General features: G+C 63.7%; 15 protein-coding genes. 4 read left to right on the plus strand and 11 right to left on the minus strand.

Annotated elements, in window-relative coordinates; genetic code table 11:
- The first annotated feature begins 6 nt into the window (after nt 1-6).
- Nucleotides 7-549, plus strand: a complete 543-nt coding sequence (locus EPJ54_RS05960) for a methylated-DNA--[protein]-cysteine S-methyltransferase (RefSeq protein WP_135210729.1) — start codon at nt 7-9, stop codon at nt 547-549.
- Here the strand turns inward: EPJ54_RS05960 and EPJ54_RS05965 are convergent.
- Genes EPJ54_RS05965 through EPJ54_RS05975 form a run of 3 tightly spaced genes read right to left on the minus strand, consistent with a single transcriptional unit; the run spans nt 546 to nt 3,830 of the window.
- Nucleotides 546-1,466: a hypothetical protein gene (locus EPJ54_RS05965; RefSeq protein ID WP_135210730.1), complete on the minus strand. Its 921-nt coding sequence runs from the start codon at nt 1,464-1,466 to the stop codon at nt 546-548. The two genes, EPJ54_RS05960 and EPJ54_RS05965, sit on opposite strands and share 4 nt — an antisense overlap.
- Nucleotide 1,467: 1 nt before the next feature.
- Nucleotides 1,468-2,703, minus strand: a complete 1,236-nt coding sequence (locus EPJ54_RS05970; protein WP_135210731.1) for an acyl-CoA dehydrogenase family protein — start codon at nt 2,701-2,703, stop codon at nt 1,468-1,470.
- A gap of 11 nt (nt 2,704-2,714) precedes the next feature.
- On the minus strand, nt 2,715-3,830 hold the full coding sequence (locus tag EPJ54_RS05975) for an acyl-CoA dehydrogenase family protein (RefSeq protein WP_135210732.1): 1,116 nt from the start codon (nt 3,828-3,830) through the stop codon (nt 2,715-2,717).
- 151 nt (nt 3,831-3,981) lie between these two features.
- Here EPJ54_RS05975 and EPJ54_RS05980 point away from each other — a divergent pair, with 151 nt between their 5' ends.
- The 3 genes from EPJ54_RS05980 (at nt 3,982) to EPJ54_RS05990 (ending at nt 9,811) form a co-directional block, all read left to right on the plus strand.
- Complete coding sequence (locus tag EPJ54_RS05980; protein WP_135210733.1) at nt 3,982-4,548, plus strand: hypothetical protein; 567 nt, start codon at nt 3,982-3,984, stop codon at nt 4,546-4,548.
- 61 nt (nt 4,549-4,609) lie between these two features.
- Nucleotides 4,610-7,213, plus strand: a complete 2,604-nt coding sequence (pepN, locus tag EPJ54_RS05985; protein ID WP_135210734.1) for an aminopeptidase N — start codon at nt 4,610-4,612, stop codon at nt 7,211-7,213.
- A 141-nt stretch (nt 7,214-7,354) separates the two neighbouring features.
- Complete coding sequence (locus EPJ54_RS05990; protein WP_135210735.1) at nt 7,355-9,811, plus strand: PAS domain-containing sensor histidine kinase; 2,457 nt, start codon at nt 7,355-7,357, stop codon at nt 9,809-9,811.
- On the opposite strand, the gene EPJ54_RS05995 is transcribed toward EPJ54_RS05990, so the two are convergent.
- Genes EPJ54_RS05995 through EPJ54_RS06030 form a run of 8 tightly spaced genes read right to left on the minus strand, consistent with a single transcriptional unit; the run spans nt 9,812 to nt 18,324 of the window.
- Nucleotides 9,812-10,447, minus strand: coding sequence for a periplasmic heavy metal sensor (locus EPJ54_RS05995; RefSeq protein WP_135210736.1), 636 nt, complete (start codon nt 10,445-10,447; stop codon nt 9,812-9,814). It lies immediately after the preceding gene.
- Nucleotides 10,444-10,827: a hypothetical protein gene (locus EPJ54_RS06000; RefSeq protein WP_135210737.1), complete on the minus strand. Its 384-nt coding sequence runs from the start codon at nt 10,825-10,827 to the stop codon at nt 10,444-10,446. The genes EPJ54_RS05995 and EPJ54_RS06000 overlap by 4 nt, the downstream gene beginning before the upstream one ends.
- A gap of 14 nt (nt 10,828-10,841) precedes the next feature.
- A complete protein-coding gene (locus tag EPJ54_RS06005; protein ID WP_135210738.1) occupies nt 10,842-11,420 on the minus strand; it encodes an RNA polymerase sigma factor in 579 nt (192 codons plus the stop codon).
- Nucleotides 11,421-11,445: 25 nt separating this feature from the next.
- Nucleotides 11,446-11,832 (minus strand): EF-hand domain-containing protein, encoded by a 387-nt coding sequence (locus EPJ54_RS06010; protein ID WP_135210739.1) that lies wholly within the window; start codon nt 11,830-11,832, stop codon nt 11,446-11,448.
- A gap of 21 nt (nt 11,833-11,853) precedes the next feature.
- Complete coding sequence (locus tag EPJ54_RS06015; RefSeq protein WP_135210740.1) at nt 11,854-14,712, minus strand: bifunctional [glutamine synthetase] adenylyltransferase/[glutamine synthetase]-adenylyl-L-tyrosine phosphorylase; 2,859 nt, start codon at nt 14,710-14,712, stop codon at nt 11,854-11,856.
- Nucleotides 14,712-16,121 carry a sensor histidine kinase gene (locus tag EPJ54_RS06020; RefSeq protein ID WP_135210741.1) on the minus strand — a complete coding sequence of 470 codons (1,410 nt, stop codon included), beginning with the start codon at nt 16,119-16,121 and terminating at the stop codon, nt 14,712-14,714. The genes EPJ54_RS06015 and EPJ54_RS06020 overlap by 1 nt, the downstream gene beginning before the upstream one ends.
- The gene (locus tag EPJ54_RS06025; RefSeq protein ID WP_135210742.1) at nt 16,118-16,786 is read right to left on the minus strand and encodes a response regulator transcription factor; all 669 of its coding nucleotides are present in this window, start codon (nt 16,784-16,786) and stop codon (nt 16,118-16,120) included. Before EPJ54_RS06025 ends, EPJ54_RS06020 begins: the two co-directional genes overlap by 4 nt.
- A 17-nt stretch (nt 16,787-16,803) precedes the next feature.
- Nucleotides 16,804-18,324 (minus strand): Do family serine endopeptidase, encoded by a 1,521-nt coding sequence (locus tag EPJ54_RS06030; RefSeq protein WP_135210743.1) that lies wholly within the window; start codon nt 18,322-18,324, stop codon nt 16,804-16,806.
- Nucleotides 18,325-18,399 lie beyond the last annotated feature (75 nt).

Below are 18,399 nucleotides of genomic sequence, written 5' to 3' on the forward strand. Positions count from 1 at the left end.
GTCGCCATGTACGCCTATGCGCTGTTCGACACTTCGATTGGCCGCTGCGGCCTTGCTTGGGGGCCACGCGGGATTGTCGGCGTGCAATTGCCCGAACGCAGCGAGGGCACAACGCGCACGCGGCTGATGCGCCATTGCCCGAACGCTGACGAGGTCGATCCACCGAAACAGATCGCGCGTGCGATTGAGGAGATTGCTGGTCTGCTGCGCGGCGAGAAGAAAGGCCTGCGCACGCTACAGCTCGATATGAGCCGCGTGCCGGCCTTCAACGCGCGCGTCTATGAAACCGCCCGCGCCATCGCGCCAGGCAAGACACGCACCTATGGCGAGATCGCACGCGCCATCGGCGACCCAAGTGCGGCGCGCGCTGTCGGCCAAGCACTAGGTCGCAATCCGTTCGCAATCGTGGTGCCCTGCCACCGCGTCGTCGGGGCGAATGATCGGCTTGTTGGATTCTCCGCCAGCGGCGGCATCGCGACGAAGCTTAAGCTTTTGGAAATCGAGGGCTGGCGCGCGGAAGAGCAGCTGCTGTTTGAAGAATTGGCTTAGATCGCGGCACGCTCTGCATCATAATTCGCGTAAGAATGCTTCAGCGTCGCGTGATTGAGAAGCATTTCCGCGACTTGGCGCTTGCCTGTCGCATCGAAGATGCGCGTGCGCACCCAGAAAGATTCCGTGCGCTTGCTCTCCGACAAAGCGACGATCTCGCGGCGCAAGATGTAATCCTCGCCGACGAAGAGCGGTCCCTCGACCATGCGAATTTCTTGATCCGCGAAGAGGCCAACAGCCGGCCCTTTCGTCGGGAATGCTGCCTGTGCGCTTGTGTACTCGGCCAACACGCTGACCATTTCGAGCGGAATGATCGGCCGGCCCCATGGCGATGCGGCGGCGTCCGAATACCAAGGCGAATTCTCGGTGATGGCAGCCAGTTTCTGCTTCAAACTGAACGGATAGAGCGCGCCCATGTGCTGGTCTGCGTCCATACGCACGCGTTCTTCGACAGCGCCCCGCATGCCGACGTGCAGCTTCGACAGGATGACCAATTTCTCCGGCGGCTTCAGCGCGGCCATGCGCTCGTCCAGCAATGTGCGCCCAGGGCCGACGCTCGCGCTCGCTTCAAGCACAGGCGTTCCATCCGCCTTCTCCGCCCATACGCGGGTGGATGTTGCGCCATCAGCAGGAACGGCGGCGAAGGCGCGCACGGCTTCGCCTTCGACCACCATGTTCTGATAATGCGCGGAGAAGCACCCGCGCTCGAACCATTCCTTGCCCCAGAGCTTGCCTAGCAATGGGGCGAACTGGCTGAAATGCGTGGGCCCTTCGATCGGCCCGGCCTTGAACCCGAGCTTTTCCGCCATCGCATCATCGTGCAGCGAGCTATGCCCGCCGTATTCTTGATCAGCCAACATTTGCCGCGGCTTGCGCAACGGCCCTGCGAGCGCGAGGGCTGCGTCGAAACCCGACATCCTAGCGCCCGCTCGGCAGATCCTTGAACGCAACGCCTTTGTCGACGCGCACGTCTTGTGGCAGACCAAGCACGCGTTCGGCGATGATGTTCTTCAGGATCTCATCCGTACCGCCCGCGATACGCAGGCCTGGCGCCCACATATAGCCTTGGTGAAACGCAGCCTCCATCGGCGCCAACTCACCGTCATTGATGATGCCGTAATGGTCCATCGACTCGATGGCCGTGTTGCAGATATCCATCAGATGGTTGGCGTTGATCACTTTGCCGATCGAACTTTCCGGCCCTGGCGTTTGGCCGCGCGAGAGCGCCGTCATGGTGCGGAACTTCGAGAGCTTGTAGCCCTCAGCCTTCACGATCCAATCGGCGAGCTTTTGGCGGAAAGCCTCATCTTGCGCGAGCGTGCCTTGGCCTGTTGGCCCCGGCATGTTGCGCGCGAGTTCGAAAATTTCCGCGTAGTCCGGACCAGTTGAACCACCGACGGCGAGGCGCTCGTTCATCAACGTGACGAGCGCGACGTTCCAGCCCATGCCCGGTTCGCCGAGGCGATTTTTATCCGGCACGCGCACATCGGTGAAATAAACCTCGTTGAATTCGCGCCCGCCCGATGCTTGGTGGATCGGGCGCACTTCAACGCCGGGCGCTTTCATGTCCACGATGAACATGGTGAGGCCCTTGTGCTTCTCCACGTCCGGGTTCGTGCGCACGAGCACGATGCCGAAATCGCAAAAATGCGCGCCAGTCGTCCAAACCTTCTGGCCGTTGATCACCCAATCGTCGCCATCGCGCACGGCTTTGGTCTTCGACGCGGCAACGTCCGAGCCTGCACCCGGCTCCGAGAAGAGCTGGCACCAGATTTCTTCGCCACGCAGCGCCTTCGCGACGTAGCGATCCTTCGTAGCGTCGTCAGAGAAAGCGATCACAGTCGGCACGCACATGCCGAGACCGATGGCGAACGGCTGCGAGGGAGCGTCGAACTTGGCTTCTTCCTGATTGAAGATGACGGCGTAAATCGGCGGCAGGCCACGGCCACCCTGCTCCTTAGCCCAGGTGATGCCAGCAAAACCGGCTTCGGCCTTCTTCTTCTGGTAGGCTTTGGCGGCCTTCACATATTCATCCGTCGAAAGGCGACGCGAGAGGCGTTCTTTGTCGGAGCCCTTCGGCGCGCAATTGGCGGCCAGGAACGCACGCGCTTCGGCGCGGAACTTGGCTTCTTCAGCGGTATCGTTGAAATCCATCGTCCTAATCCTCAGGCTGCGTTGCGCTGTTCGAGACGCTTCACGAGTTTTTCTTTCCAAGCCGCCGGACCGCCCGCTTGCAGCGCGAGCAATTTGGCACGGCGATAGAAGAGGTGGCAGTCGACTTCCCAGGTGAAGCCCATGCCGCCATGCGTTTGGATGTTTTCCTTGGCGCAGAGGTAATACGCATCGCTGCCAGCCGCGCGCGCGGCCGCAGCGGCGAAGGGCAATTCCGCCGCCTCGGTCGAGAGAGCCCAGGCGCCGTAATAGGCGTTGGAGCGCGCGACCTCGATAGCGACGTACATGTCTGCGAGCTTATGCTTGATCGCTTGGAACGAACCGATCTGACGCGAGAAGGCGTAGCGGTTCTTCGCGTAGTCGGTCGCCATTTCCAGGCACGCTTGCGAGCCGCCGACTTGTTCGAACGCGAGCAGCACGGCCGCCCGATCCAGCACCGCCTCCGAAAGCTCCCAGCCCTGACCAGCCGCGCCCAAACGCTCGGCCTTTGCGTTCTTGAACTCAAGCTTGGCGTGGCCGCGCGTGGGATCGAGCGTCTTCAGCGTTTCGCGCGTCACCCCCGCTTGGTTGAGATCAACCAGCACCAGCGAAACGCCCGAGCCTTCCTTGGCGACGACGACAGCCCAGCCCGCAACATCACCATCCGTCACCGGGATCTTCACGCCGTTCAGCGTCGAACCATCGAACTTGGCTTGAATGCTCGCCGCCGTCGGCGCGCCTGGCCCTTCGGACAGCGCAAAGCAGCCGATCGTCTCGCCGCTCGCGACCTTTGGCAGATGCGCCGCCTTCTGCGCATCGCTGCCCGCGAGCATCAAAGCTTCAGCGAAGAAATAAACGGTCGAAGAAAACGGGATCGGCGCCACCGCGCGGCCAAGCTCTTCAGCCAGCACGCAGAGTTCAAGTCGACCCAATCCGAGGCCGCCATGCTCCTCGGGGATCGCAGCGCCCAGCCAACCCATCTCGGCGACAGATTTCCACAAGGCCTTGTCATACGAGATCGCCGCATCGTTCAGTACGGTGCGTGTGACCTTGGCGCCGGCCTTGTCGGTGAGGAATTTTCGCGCCTCGTCCTTCAGGCTCTTTTGGTCGTCGGAAAAGTCAAAATTCACGTCATGTCCTCCCGCGGACGGCGTTTCTTGGTTGCCGCCAGCTTAACGCGCCCGTCAGGTCCGACGAAAGAGTGTCTTGGCGTCAATCCCTGTTCACGAAGGCGAAAGCGCGTTGCGGTAGCATTGGCCAAAATTACGGGGTGAGTAACCAATGGCGAAGGCGGTCTTTCATAAGGGCCAACGCGTGTTTGTGCGTCCGGTAGGCACCTGGGCGGCGATTGAGCGCGTCAACCCGCAATGGGTCAAAGGCGTCGAGGAACCTCTGCGCGTGACCTATGAAGTCGGCCTCGGTCGCGAATTCCAGGCGCACGAATTGGCCGCCGAAGAGCGCGAGGCCTCCAAGCCCGATCTGATCGCCACGGAAAACTGGCGCGTGCTGCGCGCCGTGAACCGCCTCTCGGCGGATTCCCGCGACCCGCGTCACCCAGAGCCCGGCACCTTCCCGGTCGTCGTGACCGATGAGAAAGACTGGGGCGGCTGGCGTGTGCCGATGGCTGAATATGACCGCGATCCAGCACGCGTCGAGCACCAAGCCCGCGTGATGGCCAACGCGCAGCGTTTGATGCGCGTCGCCCGTGAATTGACGGAATTCGCGACTGATCATCCGCACGAGACACCCGCGCAATTGCAGGATCTTGCGACGCAGGCCGAGATGGTGCTGGCGGCGATCTACAAGGACACCGCGCCGCGTACGACGACCGTGCTCGCGGCTGAATGAGCAACATTGATTTTCGCCGTTGCGGGGCTCATGTCAGGTCTTCCGTTAGGAGACCTCCCCGATGCGCGACGCCGAACCTGTAACGATCCGTCTGTCTGAATATGCGCCGCCCGCGTATCAGATCGATGAGATCGCTTTGGTGTTCTCGCTCGAACCGGAAGCCACGCTTGTCGCCGCGCGCAGCCATGTGCGCCGGTCTGGCGTAGCGCCTGCGCCTTTGGTGCTCAACGGCGAACGGCTTGAGCTGCAGAGCATCGCTATCGACGGCGCGCCGCTCACCACCGATCAATATCGCGAAGAGCCGGGCAAGCTGATCATCCTCGATCCGCCACCGGAATTCCGGCTCGACATCGTCACCCGCATCAATCCGGCCGGCAACACGCACCTTGAAGGACTCTATATGTCCGGCGGCCGCTTCTGCACGCAATGCGAAGCGGAAGGCTTCCGCGCCATTACTTATGCGCTCGATCGCCCCGACGTGCTCGCACGCTATGCCGTGCGCATCGAAGCGAACAAAGCCGCCTACCCAACACTTCTGGCGAACGGCAACCTCACCGAAAGCGGTGAGTTCGACGGCGATCGCCACTTCGCCGTTTGGGTCGATCCGCACCCAAAGCCCTCGTATCTATTTGCGCTCTGCGCCGGCAAATACGAGTCGATCCACGACAGCTTCACCACCAAGAGCGGCCGCAATGTCGCGCTCGGCATCTATGTCGATCCAGGCGATTCCGAACGCGCACGTTACGCGATGGATGCGCTGAAGCGTTCGATGCAATGGGACGAGCAAGTCTTCCAGCGCGAATACGATCTCGACGTGTTCAACATCGTCGCTGTCCGCGATTTCAATTTCGGCGCGATGGAAAACAAGGGCCTCAACATCTTCAATTCGTCGCTGATCCTGGCTGACGCCGAGACTGCGACCGATGCCGATTTCGAAGCGATCGAAGCCGTCGTCGGCCACGAATACTTCCACAATTGGACAGGCAACCGCATCACCTGCCGCGATTGGTTCCAGCTCTGCTTGAAGGAAGGGCTCACGGTTTATCGCGAACAGGAATTCAGCGCCGACCAACGCTCGCGCCCGACGCAACGCATCAAGGACGTAAAGCGCCTGCGCGGCCGCCAATTCTCCGAAGACGCCGGCCCGCTCGCGCACCCGGTGCGCCCGTCGAGCTATCAGAAGATCGACAATTTCTACACGGCCACAGTCTATGAAAAAGGCGGCGAAGTCATTCGCATGCTGAAGCGCGTGATTGGCGCTGAAGCGTTCGAACGCGGCATGCAGCTCTATTTCGAGCGCCGCGACGGCACAGCCTCCACTGTAGAGGATTTCGTCGCCTGCTTTGAGGAAGCTTCGGGCAAGAGCCTGAAGGACTTCATGGGCTGGTACGAGCAAGCCGGCACGCCGTCGCTCACGGTGCGCGGGACGTACGACGCTGCGGCGCGCACCTACACGCTCAAGCTCAGCCAACGCACGGCCCCCACGCCAGGCCAACCGACCAAGCAAGCGCTGCCGATCCCGCTGCAGATCGGCTTCATCGCCAAGGACGGCGCCATCATCGCTTCCAAGCTTGAGGGCGACACCATCTCACGCGTCGAACACAAGCTTGTCATCACAGGCGAAGAGACGACGTTGAAATTTTCCGACGTTCTGGAGCCGCCAATCCCCGCGGTGCTGCGGGGTTTCTCGGCGCCGGTCACGCTAGACGATGATCTCACGATCGATGAGCGCCTCGCACAAATGGCGCACGATCCCGATCCATTCACGCGCTGGGAGGCCGGACAATCGATTGCGCGCGCGATCATGCTCGGCGAGGCGCCCAATGCAGCTCCCGCACTGGCGACCGCGCTCGGCCGCGAACTGGATCGCGCGCAGGAAGACCCAGCGTTCGCCGCACTCGCGCTGCGCCTGCCCGATCTGAACGAGCTCTTGCTCACCGCGCAGAAGCCCGATCCCGAAGTGCTCTTTGCCGCACGCGAAGCGTTACGACGCACCGTCGCCACCACGCTCCGCGACAAGCTCACGCCGCTCGCCACGGCGCCAAGCGAAACGCCCTTCTCGCCGGGCGCAGACGCCGCAGGCCGACGTTCACTCAAAGCCGCCGCACTCGACATGCTTTCCTCGCTCGGCGCCGAACAAGGCGATGCATTCCTCGAAGTTTTCGACACTGCGCGTAGCATGACGGAAGGCGCGGCAGCACTGGAGGCGCTTGGCGCCTCTGGCAGCGATGCGTTCGACGCCGCACTCGCGCGTTTCTACGAGCGCTGGAAGGCCAACCCGCTCGTCATCGACAAATGGTTCGCTATCCAGGCTTCGTCGCCACGTGCTGATGCGTTGGCCCGCGCCGAGCGCCTGCGTGCGCATCCGGACTTCAATCTGAAGAATCCAAACCGCGTGCGCGCGCTGGCGGCGGCGTTCGCGATGCGCAACCCGCGCGTTTTCCACAGCTCTGATGGGGGCGGTTACCGTTTCCTGGCGTCGCTTGTGGAACAGATCGATCCGCTCAACCCCGCGCTTGCAGCACGCCTATTGACACCATTCGAATCATGGAAACGCTTCGACGCACCACGACAAAGCCATGCGCGCGCCGCGTTGGAACAGCTCGCCGCGTTAACAAATCTCTCGAAGAACACGCGAGAAATGGTGGAACGCACCCTGGCGTAATCGATGTGACGCTTTCGGGCGACACTTTCCGAGCTGGTGGAGTAGAACGCCCAGCCGGCTCGACAGAACGTTTACGCCTTCTATACGATTTGCGCTCTTCAGAATTCCGAACGGCGATTCGGGGCGGCCGAAGGAAGTCTTGTGTCCAGTGCTGAAACTATAACGGCCGCGGGCGCTTCGCCCGACAAGGCCAGCCGGCCCTTTATTGTGCTGGTGTTCGTGTTCGTCACGGCATTCTTCGCCGCGATGAGCGCGCAGATCAAAGCGCACCACGACTCCGCTGCAGAAACGATCATTGCCGCGCAAGCCTCAACCGCCGGCCTCGTCGCCGAACGCGTCAATGCCAACATCGCGCTCACAGCTGGCGCATCGAACGGCGCAGCCGAGCTGGCCGTAAATGGCGGCGTCGGCGATGCGAACGCAATCGCCACCGCTGCGGCCAGCGCACCCGCCGCCACCGCCGCCGCTGTCGTGTCACGCAACGGCGACATCGAAGCGCTCACCAATTCGAACCACACCGCGCTCATCATTGCCGCCGTGCAGGCCGCGCAAGCCGCTGGCGGCAGCGCCTGGGCCGGCGCGCCGACGATGGGCGAATTGCCGACAGCCCCCGTGCTCGTCCAGCGTGTCGGCGAGCGTTCGCTGGTGACCGTGATCGACGCGGCGCGCCTCTTGCCGGAATTGGACGCCAGTGCGCGCGTCCTGGTCGCCTCGCCCGAGGGCCAAGTGATTTACGCCTCACCGGCGCTGCAAAGCGCCGGCGTGCGCACCCAACAGCAAATCTTGAGCGCAACACGCGGTGACGCAGGCGGCGCACTGATCCAGGCGGGCGACGGCGCAACCTGGGCCGCCGCCGAAGCTTCGGCGCAGATCGGCAATTTCCGCGTCATGGTCGCCTCGCCGGCGCCGAACAATTTGCAGCTCTGGCTGGGGGCGCTGCTTAGCTTTGCGCTCGTGGCTGCGGCGCCATTGGCGGCAATCGCCGTGCTCTATCTGCTGATGCGCCAAAACGGTCAGCGCGCGCGTTTGGCCGAAGCCGAAGCCGCCCGCGCTGAGACGCATTTCCGCATCGCCGCGGACGGCGCAAAGGTCGGCGTGATCGAATGGCGCCCTGGCGCTGACGAGGTGCAACTCTCGGAGCAAGCCGCGCGCCTCCTCGGCGCACCGAGCGATACCTTGAGCCTACGCGACATTCTGGAACTCGTGGTTGCTGAAGACCGCTTCGGCGTTGAAGAAGATTTCCGCCGCACGCGAGAAGCCGGCATGCTGGACGCGCGCTTCCGCGTCATGCGCAATGGCGGCTTGGCCTGGATCGAGGTCCGCGGCGCCGCCGTTGAAGATTCCAGCGGCCGCGCCGAGATGCGCGTGTTCGGCACGATCATCGACGCCACACAGCGCTTTGAAGCGGAACAGCGCGTCTCGCACCTTGAACGCCAACTGCGCGCGGCCATTGAGAACTTTTCTGGCCCGTTCGCGCTCTGGGATACGCGCCGTCGCTTGCTGCTCTGGAACCAGAGCTTCGCCGAAGCCTTCAAGCTCGGCCCGGAAATCCTGCGTCAGCGTGCATCGTACGAAGCGATCGCCGCCGCATCCATTCCGGCGATCCGCCGTGAAAAGCACGAGCCGGAAAGTCCGGACGTGCGCGTGATCGAACTCGCAAGCGGCCAATGGCTGCACATCGTGGAGCGCCGCGCTGCCGATGGCGGCCTTATCACCGTGGGCGTCGATATCACGCCGCTCAAGCGCCAAGAGCTGGAACTTGCGCGCAACGAGAAGCGCTTGTCCGATGCGCTGACCCGCGCCGAAAGCCAAGAATACCGGATAAAGGCGTTGGCGCGCGAGGCGCACGAAGAGCGTCAGAAGGCCGAAGAAGCGAGCCGCGCCAAGAGCACGTTCCTCGCGAACATGAGCCACGAGCTGCGCACGCCGCTCAACGCCGTGATCGGCTTCTCGGAGATCATGTCGAAGGAATTGTTCGGCCCGATCGGCAACGATCAATACAAGCAATATTCGTCCGACATCTTCGAGAGCGGCAACCACCTGCTCGATCTGATCAATGACATCCTCGACATGGCGAAGATCGAGGCGAACAAGTTGACGCTCTCGCCACGCCCGCTTGATCCAAGCGTCGCCATCGAACAAGCCGTGCGCCTCACCAAGCGCAAGGCCGAGGAAAAAGGCCTCTCCATCGTCGTCGACGCCGAAGACCTGCCCGAGATCGAAGCGGACCATCGCGCGGTTAAGCAGATCCTGCTGAACTTGCTCTCCAACGCCGTGAAATTCACCGACCAAGGCGCGATCATGGTGCATGCGCGCGGCACGACGACGGGGCTGACGCTGCGCGTGGTCGACACCGGCTGCGGCATCCCGCCCGAGCACCTGCCGCGCCTCGCGCGTCCGTTTGAGCAGGTCGAAGAAGAACTCACGCGCAACAATCACGGTACGGGCTTGGGCTTGGCGCTCACCAAATCGCTCGCGGAAATGCACGGCGGCAAGCTCGCGATCCAGAGCGAGGTCGGCCGCGGCACGATCGTAACGGTAACGCTGCCGCGCACGTTTGGCGGCCAGCGCGAAGCGGAAGCGACCGCCGCCGAATAATTACGGCGTCGCGTTCTGCTGCTGGCGGCGCTCTTCACGCCGCTCGCGGATACGATCGCGGAAGCGCTCGCGCCGCTCTTCCGGGCTCATGTTCTGAAGTTCCTGCACGCGCTCACGCGTCTCGGGCGAAAGCGCGGGGCGGGGCGTCGCGTCATCATCGTCCGTAATCGACTGGCGCGTCGCAGGCGCGGCGTTGCGCAATGCGTCCAAAGCAGCGGCGCGCTCGTCCGGAGAAAGCTCCGCGAACGCATCGATCATGTTGTCATGGAAGACGCCAATTGCGGCTTGATCCGCCGCACGCAGCCGCGCGAACGCAGCTTTCACGCGCACGCCATCGAACGGCTCTTCGGCGGCAGCCGCAAACGCCGCGCGCCGCGCTTCACGCGCTTCAATGCGCGCCTGGCGGGTCTCCACCCACGAATCCACCAGCTCAGCACGAAGCTTCACACGCGTCTCCGCCGGCAACGCCGCCATGAACGCGCGCGGTCCAGGCATGCGCGCAACGATCGCTTCGGGATCGTTGCGTTGCACCCGCACGCCCGACGCCAGCGCGCCGGCGATGCCGCCGATCACCAGCAGGTTCACGGCGACGGAAACAAACAGAAGCGTGCGCCAAGGAAAACGCTGTTCGCTCATCCTTCCTCTCCCGGCGCTTCGAACGCCATCGCGAAATAGGAATCGTCCTCAAGCGGCGCAGGCGCCAGCAAGCCGCCACCATAGCCAAGCACAACGCCAAACACCGCGCATGCCGCTAAGGCCAAAAGCGCGCGGCGATCAAACACCTCTGCGCGCCTGGGCGCTGCAGCGAGAATGCGCGCGGCGAGCGCATCAGTGTTCGGAGCCACAGAAGCGTGCGCAAGCATATCGTCGATCTCACGCGCCTCTTCGCGCAAGTCGCTCACCTCACCCCCATGCGCTGCGACGAACGCCTGAGCATCCGCGCGTTCGCTCTCCGGCCAGCGGCTCACGTCCGCGCCGTAAGCCGCCAGCAATGCCTCGAACCGTGTACGGTCCATCGCTCTATCCTTCGTCACATCCGCGAGACGCCATCCGCGTCGCCAATCAAATCCGCCGCGACGTCCGCCAGAGCCGCCTTCAGCGCGCGTCGCCCGCGCGCCAGAAGCGATTCAAGAGCTTCAACGCTGATCTCCAGCATTTCCGCCGCCGCAATGTTGCTGAGTTCCTGAAAATGCACCAGCACGAGCGCTGCGCGCTGCCGCTCCGGCAGATCCGCGAGGGCCGCATGCACCTTGGTTTCGCGCTGCCGCGCCAGCCACAGATCGCTCGCCATCGGCTTATTGTCGGCTACGTAGAGTCCGGCGTCCGGATCGGATTTTTCGCGTTTGCGACGCAAGCGATCGTAGCAAAGATTGAGTGCTACGCGGTGCATCCAAGTTTCGAATTTTGCCGCACCCGGCTTCCAGCGCGGCGCTTCGCGCCACACGCGCAAGAAAACTTCTTGCGCCACATCCTCGGCCTCGGCGCCGTCGTTCAACATGCGCCGCGCAAGGCCAACCATTCTCGGCAAATGACGGCGCACGAGCGCTTCCGCGGCCCGGGCGTCTCCAGCCCCCGCGTTCCGGACGAGTTCTGCGTCCGGATCGATCATCCGCGATCAGCCCTCCTTCGCTCCATCAGCCGCCGAAGCGCCGCACCGCCTGCATTTCCTGGCTGCTGATCACGCCATCATTGTTGGCATCGAGTCGATCGAAGCCGCGATAGGGCGCGGCAAGCGCCTCGTCGCGGCCGACGCGACCGTCGTTATTCGTATCAGCGGCGCCCAAACCTTGGCGCATCCCATTGTTGCCGCCCGCGTTACGTTCCGCCTCGCTGAGATAGCCATCGTTGTTAGCGTCGGCCCGTGTGAAAGCCGCAAGACGCGCCTCACGCGCCTCCGCGCGCGTGATCGAGCCGTCGCGGTTAAGATCAAGCGCCGATAGCCGTTCGGCCATGCCGCCCGCTTGCGCATAGGCCGGGCTCGCCGTGAGCCCGATGGCCAAGAGCACGTACTTTACCTGCATCAAAAACTCCGTTCGCCCGATCTAACGGCTGAGCGGCTGGCTTCCGTCGCCCAGCGGCCCCACGATCTGCACAAAGACGGCACGCACCGCAGCCTGGGTGGTGCGAATGGCATCTTCCAAGGCATTGAGGTCGTTAACGCCCACGATTGTCATGAGCCGCGGCGCGACTTCTGCCTCGAACTCGCCCGAGACGCAGATGCGCAGCACCTGCTGTAAATCGCTCCACAGCCGCCAGGAATCGATCAAGTCTTTGTAGGCTTTGTCCGAAAGCACGCCGGCCTTAGCCAAGCCGATCAGCGCATCACCCGTGTTCGCGGCCAGCACCTCACGATGCAAGGCGGCGTGCGTGAGTTGCAGCGCTTGGGCGATGAACTCGATATCGACGAAGCCGCCGGGAGCGAGCTTCAAATCCCACACGCTGCGCCCGGCGCGCTCGCGCTCCATCAATCCACGCATATTGGCGACATCGGCGCGCACCTTGGCCGCATCCCGCTCTTGCGCCAGCGTGTTCTGCGTCGCCGTAACCACGCGCGTGGCGAGCGCATCGTCGCCGGCCACGACACGCAGTCGCGTCAACGCCTGCAATTCCCAGGTCCACGCCTCTTCTGCGTAGTAGCGCTCAAACGAAGAGAAGCGCACAGCCACCGGGCCCTTCGATCCCGATGGGCGCAGCTTGGTGTCGATCTCGTAGAGCGAACCTTCTTCCGTTGGCGCCGACAGCGCGCTGATCAGGCGCTGCGTGAGACGCGCATAGAACTCACCGGCGGTAAGCTTCGCGTCGCCGGACTCCTGCGGCGCATCATAGACGAGCATGATGTCGAGATCGGAGCCTTCGGCAAGTTCGCGACCACCGAACTTGCCAAGCGCCAGCACAACGAACGCGCCCGGCTGCGGCCCGTACATGCGCTCCACCTCGCTCAATGCCGCATCGGCCATCGCGCGTACGCACGCCTCAGCCAGATCGGCGTAAGCCGCACCGGCATCCTGAGCGTTGGCGATGTTCTCCAGCACCTGCACACCGATACGGAACGCCTCCTCGCGCTGGAAGCGACGCGCGGCATTCAGCTTGGCCTCGAAACTGTCCGCGTCGTGCAAACGATCCTGCAGCTGCCGTGCCAGCGCGCCCGGTTCGTCCTGGGCCAAGGGAATTGCGAAACGCGGTTCGATCAGCGCATCGAGCAAAGCCGGGCGCCGCGCCAACGCTTCCGCCAAACGCGGCGCGAGCGTGAGAATGCGCGCCAACAGATCAAGGAAGGACGGCCGCGCTTCCAGCAGAGAGAGCACCTGGACGCCGGCGATGAGCCCGGAGAAGAAGGTCTCGAACCGCGCGAAGGTTTGATCTGGATCGCCGGACGCGGCCAACGCACGCAACAAGCGCGGCGTGAGACGCGTCAACACCTCACGCGCGCGTTCCGAGCGCATCGCGCGGATGCGGCCGTGGTGCCAGCCACGGATGGTTTGGCTCACATAATCGGGGCGCTTAAAGCCGAGCTTCTCAATCGTCTTCAGCGTTTCGGGATGATCCTCGACGCCCGTGAAGATGAGGCTGCCCATCGGATCGGCGAGGCTCTCGCCGCGGCCGAACAATTGATGGTCGATGTCGGAGACGATCTTGCGCCGCTCGACCAATGCCATCTCGAACGCGGCCAGTGTTTCGAAGCCCGCCAGAGCCGCCACGCGCGCGCGCGCGTCTTCATCACGTGGGACGTGATGTGTCTGCGCATCCTCCAGCATCTGGATGCGATGCTCGATCTCTCGATAGAAGATATAGGCCTCGTGCAACGCGTCGCGCGCCGAAGGTGCAATCGCCCCAGCCTCCACTAAGGCATCCAGCGCCGCAAGCGTGCCTTGCGCGCGGAGTTTACGATTGCGACCGCCGAGAATGAGCTGCTGTGTCTGCGCGAACAATTCGATGTCACGAATGCCGCCGCGCCCGAGCTTCACATCGAACACCGGCTCGCCGAGCTCGGCGCTTTTATGCGCGGATAGGATCTGGCGCTTGATCGAATGGACGTCCTCGACAGCGGCGAAATCCAGATGCTTGCGCCAGATGAAGGGCTCCAGCGAGGCAAGGAAATCGCGACCGGACTTGCGATCACCAGCCGCGGCGCGCGCTTTGATGAACGCCGCGCGCTCCCAGTTTTGTCCGAGATTCTGGTAATAGTGTTCGGCGGACGCGACCGACACCGCGACAGGCGTTGAGCCCGGATCAGGCCGCAAGCGTAGGTCAGTGCGGAAAACGTAACCATCGACCGTCACCTCCTCCAGCGTGCGCACCAGCGGCGCAACCAAGCGCACCGCCGCGACGCGTGGCTCGCGCGCATTGGTGGTGCGGAGCAATTCGGCATCGAAGAAAACGGAAAAATCGATGTCGCTTGAATAATTGAGCTCGCCCGCCCCCATCTTGCCCATCGCAACAAGAATGAGCCCCGGCACAGGGCCTTCGTCGCCGTCAAAGCTGGAGAGCGTGAGGTCGCCGCGTTGCTCGCTTTCGCGACCGGCCACAGCGAGCGCCGCGCGCAAAGCGGCGTCGGCGAAATCGGTAATGGCGCCCGTGACTCGCATGAGCGGCCACGTGCGCGAGAGATCAGCGAGCGCCGTCGCCAGGTGCACGGCATCCTTGGCGCGGCGCAGGATGCGCATTGCGTCTTCGATCGGTGGCGGCGCCAGCGCAATCTCATGCGCCTGTGCAAGCGCTTCGCGAAGCAAGCGTTCGGCCCATTCCGCATCGGCGCCTTCAAGCAAGTCCGGGCGGCGCTCCATGATGCGGCGCAGATAGGGCGCATTTTGCGCAGCGGATGCCGCCGCTTGCGCCCAAGGTGTATCGGCGAATGGCGTGGGCGGCGCGATGTTCGCCAGAGCGGGTGACACCGAACGCATCAGCGCGCCGCCGCTGCGTCGATGGCCGGCAGCACGAGCGCTGCGCCTAGACCGCGATGATTGTCGTCGCCCAGGCCATCGCGCAGATGCAGACCGCCGCGATGCAGACGCGCAACTGCCGCGACAAGGCTCAAGCCAAGGCCCGCGCCCGGCGTGGAGCGCGCACTTTCGAGCCGCACGAAGCGCTCCAGCACGCGCTCGCGATCCGCTAGCGGAATGCCTGGGCCGTCATCCGACACCGTGATCTCTATGCGGCCATCCTGGCGGCGCACGGCGCGAATTTCGATTCGCCCGCCTTCTGGCGTATATTTGAGTGCATTCTCGATCAAATTCGACACCGCCTGCGCAAAGAGCCCCGGTTCACCATTCAGCACCAAACCGTCCGCGACCTCACCACGCAGGGTGCGACCTTGCTCCTCAGCGGCGGGCTCATAGAAGTCGACAAGCTCGCGCAATTGCTCGGTCGCGTCGATCCGCTGGAAGCGCCAATCCGGGTTGGATTCCACGCGCGCCAGCTTCAACACCGCCGCGAACATATCGAGCAAGCGATCGGCCTCTTCCAACGCTTTGCGCAAGGCTTCGCGATCGGCATCGGTGTCCGGTTCAGCGTCGAGCGCGGATTCGAGGCGATGGCGGAAGCGGGTCAACGGCGAACGCAGATCGTGCGCGATCGCATCGCCGGCCGTGCGCGAGATATGCATCAAGCGCTCAAGCCGATCGAGCATGGCGTTGATCGCGTGCCCTAGTTCATCCCATTCGTCGTCATCGCCGCGCACCGGCGCGCGACGCGTGAGATCGCCGGCCATGACGTCCCGCGTCGTATTCGTGAGCGCTTCGACACGGCGCGACGCGAGCCAAGCGCCGATGAGGCCGATCGCCAGCGATGAAATCAGACCAAGCGCCGCCACCGTCCACAGCGCGCGCGTGATCCGCCCCGCGATCAGCGCGGTGTCGCCGAGATCGCGCGCCACGAGCAGGATCGGCCCGTTGAGCAAACGGCCCACTTGCCCGCGCGCGCGACCGCGCTCCCCGCCACCGCCTTCATCGGTGCGCTCGAAACTGAAATCGACCTGTTCGATCGCTTCGCCCACGGGCACGGTGGGAAGCTGCGGAAAGTCGCCGGTGATGACCGTGCCGTTGCTTTCGGCCAGCACGTAGAGCAGCGGCCCCTGGCGGGCAGCGCGCTCCACCACTTCCTGGTTCAAGCGGCGCATGCCGCCTTCGCCGTACGCGCTCTCAAGCGCTGCATATTCCTGTTCGGCGAGTACATCAGAGTCAGCGTTGAGCTGACCAATGGTCGCCACATAGAGGTAAATCAGCAGCGCTACCACGAACAGCAGCACGATGCCGGCTTGCACCAGGGCAAGCCGGAAGGTCGTGGTCCGGAGAAGCGCGAGGCTTGGCCTCATGCCTCCAGTCGATAACCTGAACCTCGCACCGTGTGCAGCAGAGATTGCCCGAAATCGCGGTCAATCTTCGAGCGCAAACGCGAAATGTGCACGTCGATCACGTTCGTTTGCGGGTCGAAATGATAATCCCACACGTTTTCGAGCAGCATCTTGCGCGTCACCGTCTGACCGGAATTGCGCATGAGGTACTCAAGCAGGCGGAACTCGCGCGGCTGAAGATCAAGCTTCTTGCCGCCACGCTTCACGGTGCGCGCCAGCAAATCCATCTCGAGATCGCCGACCTGCAAACGCGTTTGGGCATCGCGATCGCGGCCATTCCAGAGCGCCTTCACGCGCGCCAGCAATTCGCGCGTCGAATACGGCTTGCCGAGATAATCATTGGCGCCAGCCTCAAGGCCTTCAACACGATGATCTTCGTCATGCAACGCCGACAGCATCAGCACCGGCGTCGACAAGCCTTGTTCGCGCAGATCCTTGATCACGTCCGTGCCGATTTTCTTCGGCAGCATGCGATCCAGCACAATCACGTCGAAGCCGCCGTTCAGCGCCATCGACTCGCCGAGTTCACCGTCGCCGGCGATTTCGACATCATGTTCATCGGCCGTCAGCGAAGCCTTCAGGCTGGCCGCCATATCGGCGTCGTCTTCTACGAGAAGTACCCGCATACGTTCTCCCTCACCCTTTACTCGGCGACTTCCGCCGCGATGAAGCGACGACCCGCACGACCATCCACCTGCAAGAGCAGCGGACGGCTCGCGCGACGCGCCGCGTCGACGGCAGTGGAGAGCTCCGCAGCGGTGCGCACGCTGCGGCCACCGGCCTGCAGAATGATATCCCCGACGCGGATGCCCTTGCTCGCGGCATCACTGTCCGGCTCGACAGCGGTGACGACGAGGCCTGCTTCGTTCGCGCCAAGTTCATAGCGCGTACGATCTTCTGAGGTCGCCGGGCGCACAGAGAGACCCAACGAGCTTTGCGCCACACCTGGCGCGCCATCCGGCGTTTCAGGCGGTGTCGCGTTCGGCGCAGGGTTTGCCGCGGCGAGCGTTTGCTCGGATGGGCGTTCCTGCAGACGCAGATTCAGCGTACGACGATTGCCGCCGCGCAGAATTTCTACGCGCGAATTGTTGCCGATGGCCGTGGCGCCCACGCGTTGTGTGAGGTCGCGGCTATCCTCGATGCGCTGACCATTGAAGGTCAGGATCACGTCGCCTTGCTGCAAGCCAGCGCGCGCCGCCGGGCCATCCGGCACCACGCTTGCGATCAGCGCGCCGCGCGGCTCGTCGAGACCGAGGCTGCGGGCGATGTCTTCATCGAGCGGTTGGATCGAGACGCCGATCCAGCCGCGCGAGACGCGGCCGTTCTGCAGAATTTGCTGGACGATGCTGTTGGCGGTTTGCGCCGGAATGGCAAAGCCAATCCCAACGTTGCCGCCCGTCGGTGAAAAGATCGCGCTGTTCACGCCGATGACGTTGCCGGCAAGATCGAAGGTCGGGCCGCCCGAATTGCCCCGGTTAATCGGCGCGTCGATCTGCATGTAATCGACATAGGCGGACGAACCCGCGTCGCGACGGCCCATCGCCGAGACGATACCGGCCGTGGCCGTGCCATCGAGGCCGAATGGATTGCCGACAGCGACGACCCAATCGCCCACGCGTACATGGCGCGCGTCGTCGAAGGTCACATACGGGAAGCGCCCGCCGCCGCGCACGCGCAGCACGGCGATGTCGGTGGCTTCGTCGGAGCCGACAATATCGGCCTGGATGTCGCGGCCGTCGCTGGTGCGGATGGTGATCTCTTCCGCGCCCTCGATGACGTGGTGGTTGGTGACGATTACGCCGCTCTGGTCGATGAAGAAACCGGAGCCGAGCGCGGTCGGCGCGGGGCCGCCCGGACGACCCGGCCGGCCACGGAAGAATTCCTCAAAGCCCGGCGGCAGGCCTTCTACCTGCGGGCCGGTCGCGGCGTCCGGGCGCTGGCGCACGGAAATAGAGACGACCGCCGGGCGCACGCGTTCGATCAGGTCGGCGAAGCTCATCGGCGCGCCGTTGGGCGGGGCGATGGCGGTGGGATTTATCTCTTGGGCGTTGGCGCCGTTGGAGAAAACCATCGGCGCGGCGGCGAAGCCCGCGAAAAGAGCAAGAGTGCTCCCGCCGGCGATCAGTGTGCGGCGGAGAAACTTCACGGTACCTGCTTCAATCATGGAGACCCTCGAAAGGACGTCAAAAGAGCTTAGCCCAAAGCCGGCCCAAGGCCCGCTCCGAGCTTCAACATAGGC

The sequence above is a fragment of the Vitreimonas flagellata genome (assembly GCF_004634425.1).
Taxonomy (GTDB): Bacteria; Pseudomonadota; Alphaproteobacteria; order Caulobacterales; family Aquidulcibacteraceae; genus Vitreimonas; species Vitreimonas flagellata.

Coding starts and splice junctions, on each gene's coding strand:
- EPJ54_RS06000 (WP_135210737.1), bottom strand. CDS start 10,827: ATGGACCGTACACGGTTCGAGGCATTGCTGGCGGCTTACGGCGCGGAC.
- EPJ54_RS05965 (WP_135210730.1), bottom strand. CDS start 1,466: ATGTCGGGTTTCGACGCAGCCCTCGCGCTCGCAGGGCCGTTGCGCAAG.
- pepN (WP_135210734.1), top strand. CDS start 4,610: ATGCGCGACGCCGAACCTGTAACGATCCGTCTGTCTGAATATGCGCCG.
- EPJ54_RS05960 (WP_135210729.1), top strand. CDS start 7: ATGTACGCCTATGCGCTGTTCGACACTTCGATTGGCCGCTGCGGCCTT.
- EPJ54_RS05970 (WP_135210731.1), bottom strand. CDS start 2,703: ATGGATTTCAACGATACCGCTGAAGAAGCCAAGTTCCGCGCCGAAGCG.
- EPJ54_RS06030 (WP_135210743.1), bottom strand. CDS start 18,324: ATGATTGAAGCAGGTACCGTGAAGTTTCTCCGCCGCACACTGATCGCC.
- EPJ54_RS06025 (WP_135210742.1), bottom strand. CDS start 16,786: ATGCGGGTACTTCTCGTAGAAGACGACGCCGATATGGCGGCCAGCCTG.
- EPJ54_RS06010 (WP_135210739.1), bottom strand. CDS start 11,832: ATGCAGGTAAAGTACGTGCTCTTGGCCATCGGGCTCACGGCGAGCCCG.
- EPJ54_RS06005 (WP_135210738.1), bottom strand. CDS start 11,420: ATGATCGATCCGGACGCAGAACTCGTCCGGAACGCGGGGGCTGGAGAC.
- EPJ54_RS05995 (WP_135210736.1), bottom strand. CDS start 10,447: ATGAGCGAACAGCGTTTTCCTTGGCGCACGCTTCTGTTTGTTTCCGTC.
- EPJ54_RS05980 (WP_135210733.1), top strand. CDS start 3,982: ATGGCGAAGGCGGTCTTTCATAAGGGCCAACGCGTGTTTGTGCGTCCG.
- EPJ54_RS06015 (WP_135210740.1), bottom strand. CDS start 14,712: ATGCGTTCGGTGTCACCCGCTCTGGCGAACATCGCGCCGCCCACGCCA.
- EPJ54_RS06020 (WP_135210741.1), bottom strand. CDS start 16,121: ATGAGGCCAAGCCTCGCGCTTCTCCGGACCACGACCTTCCGGCTTGCC.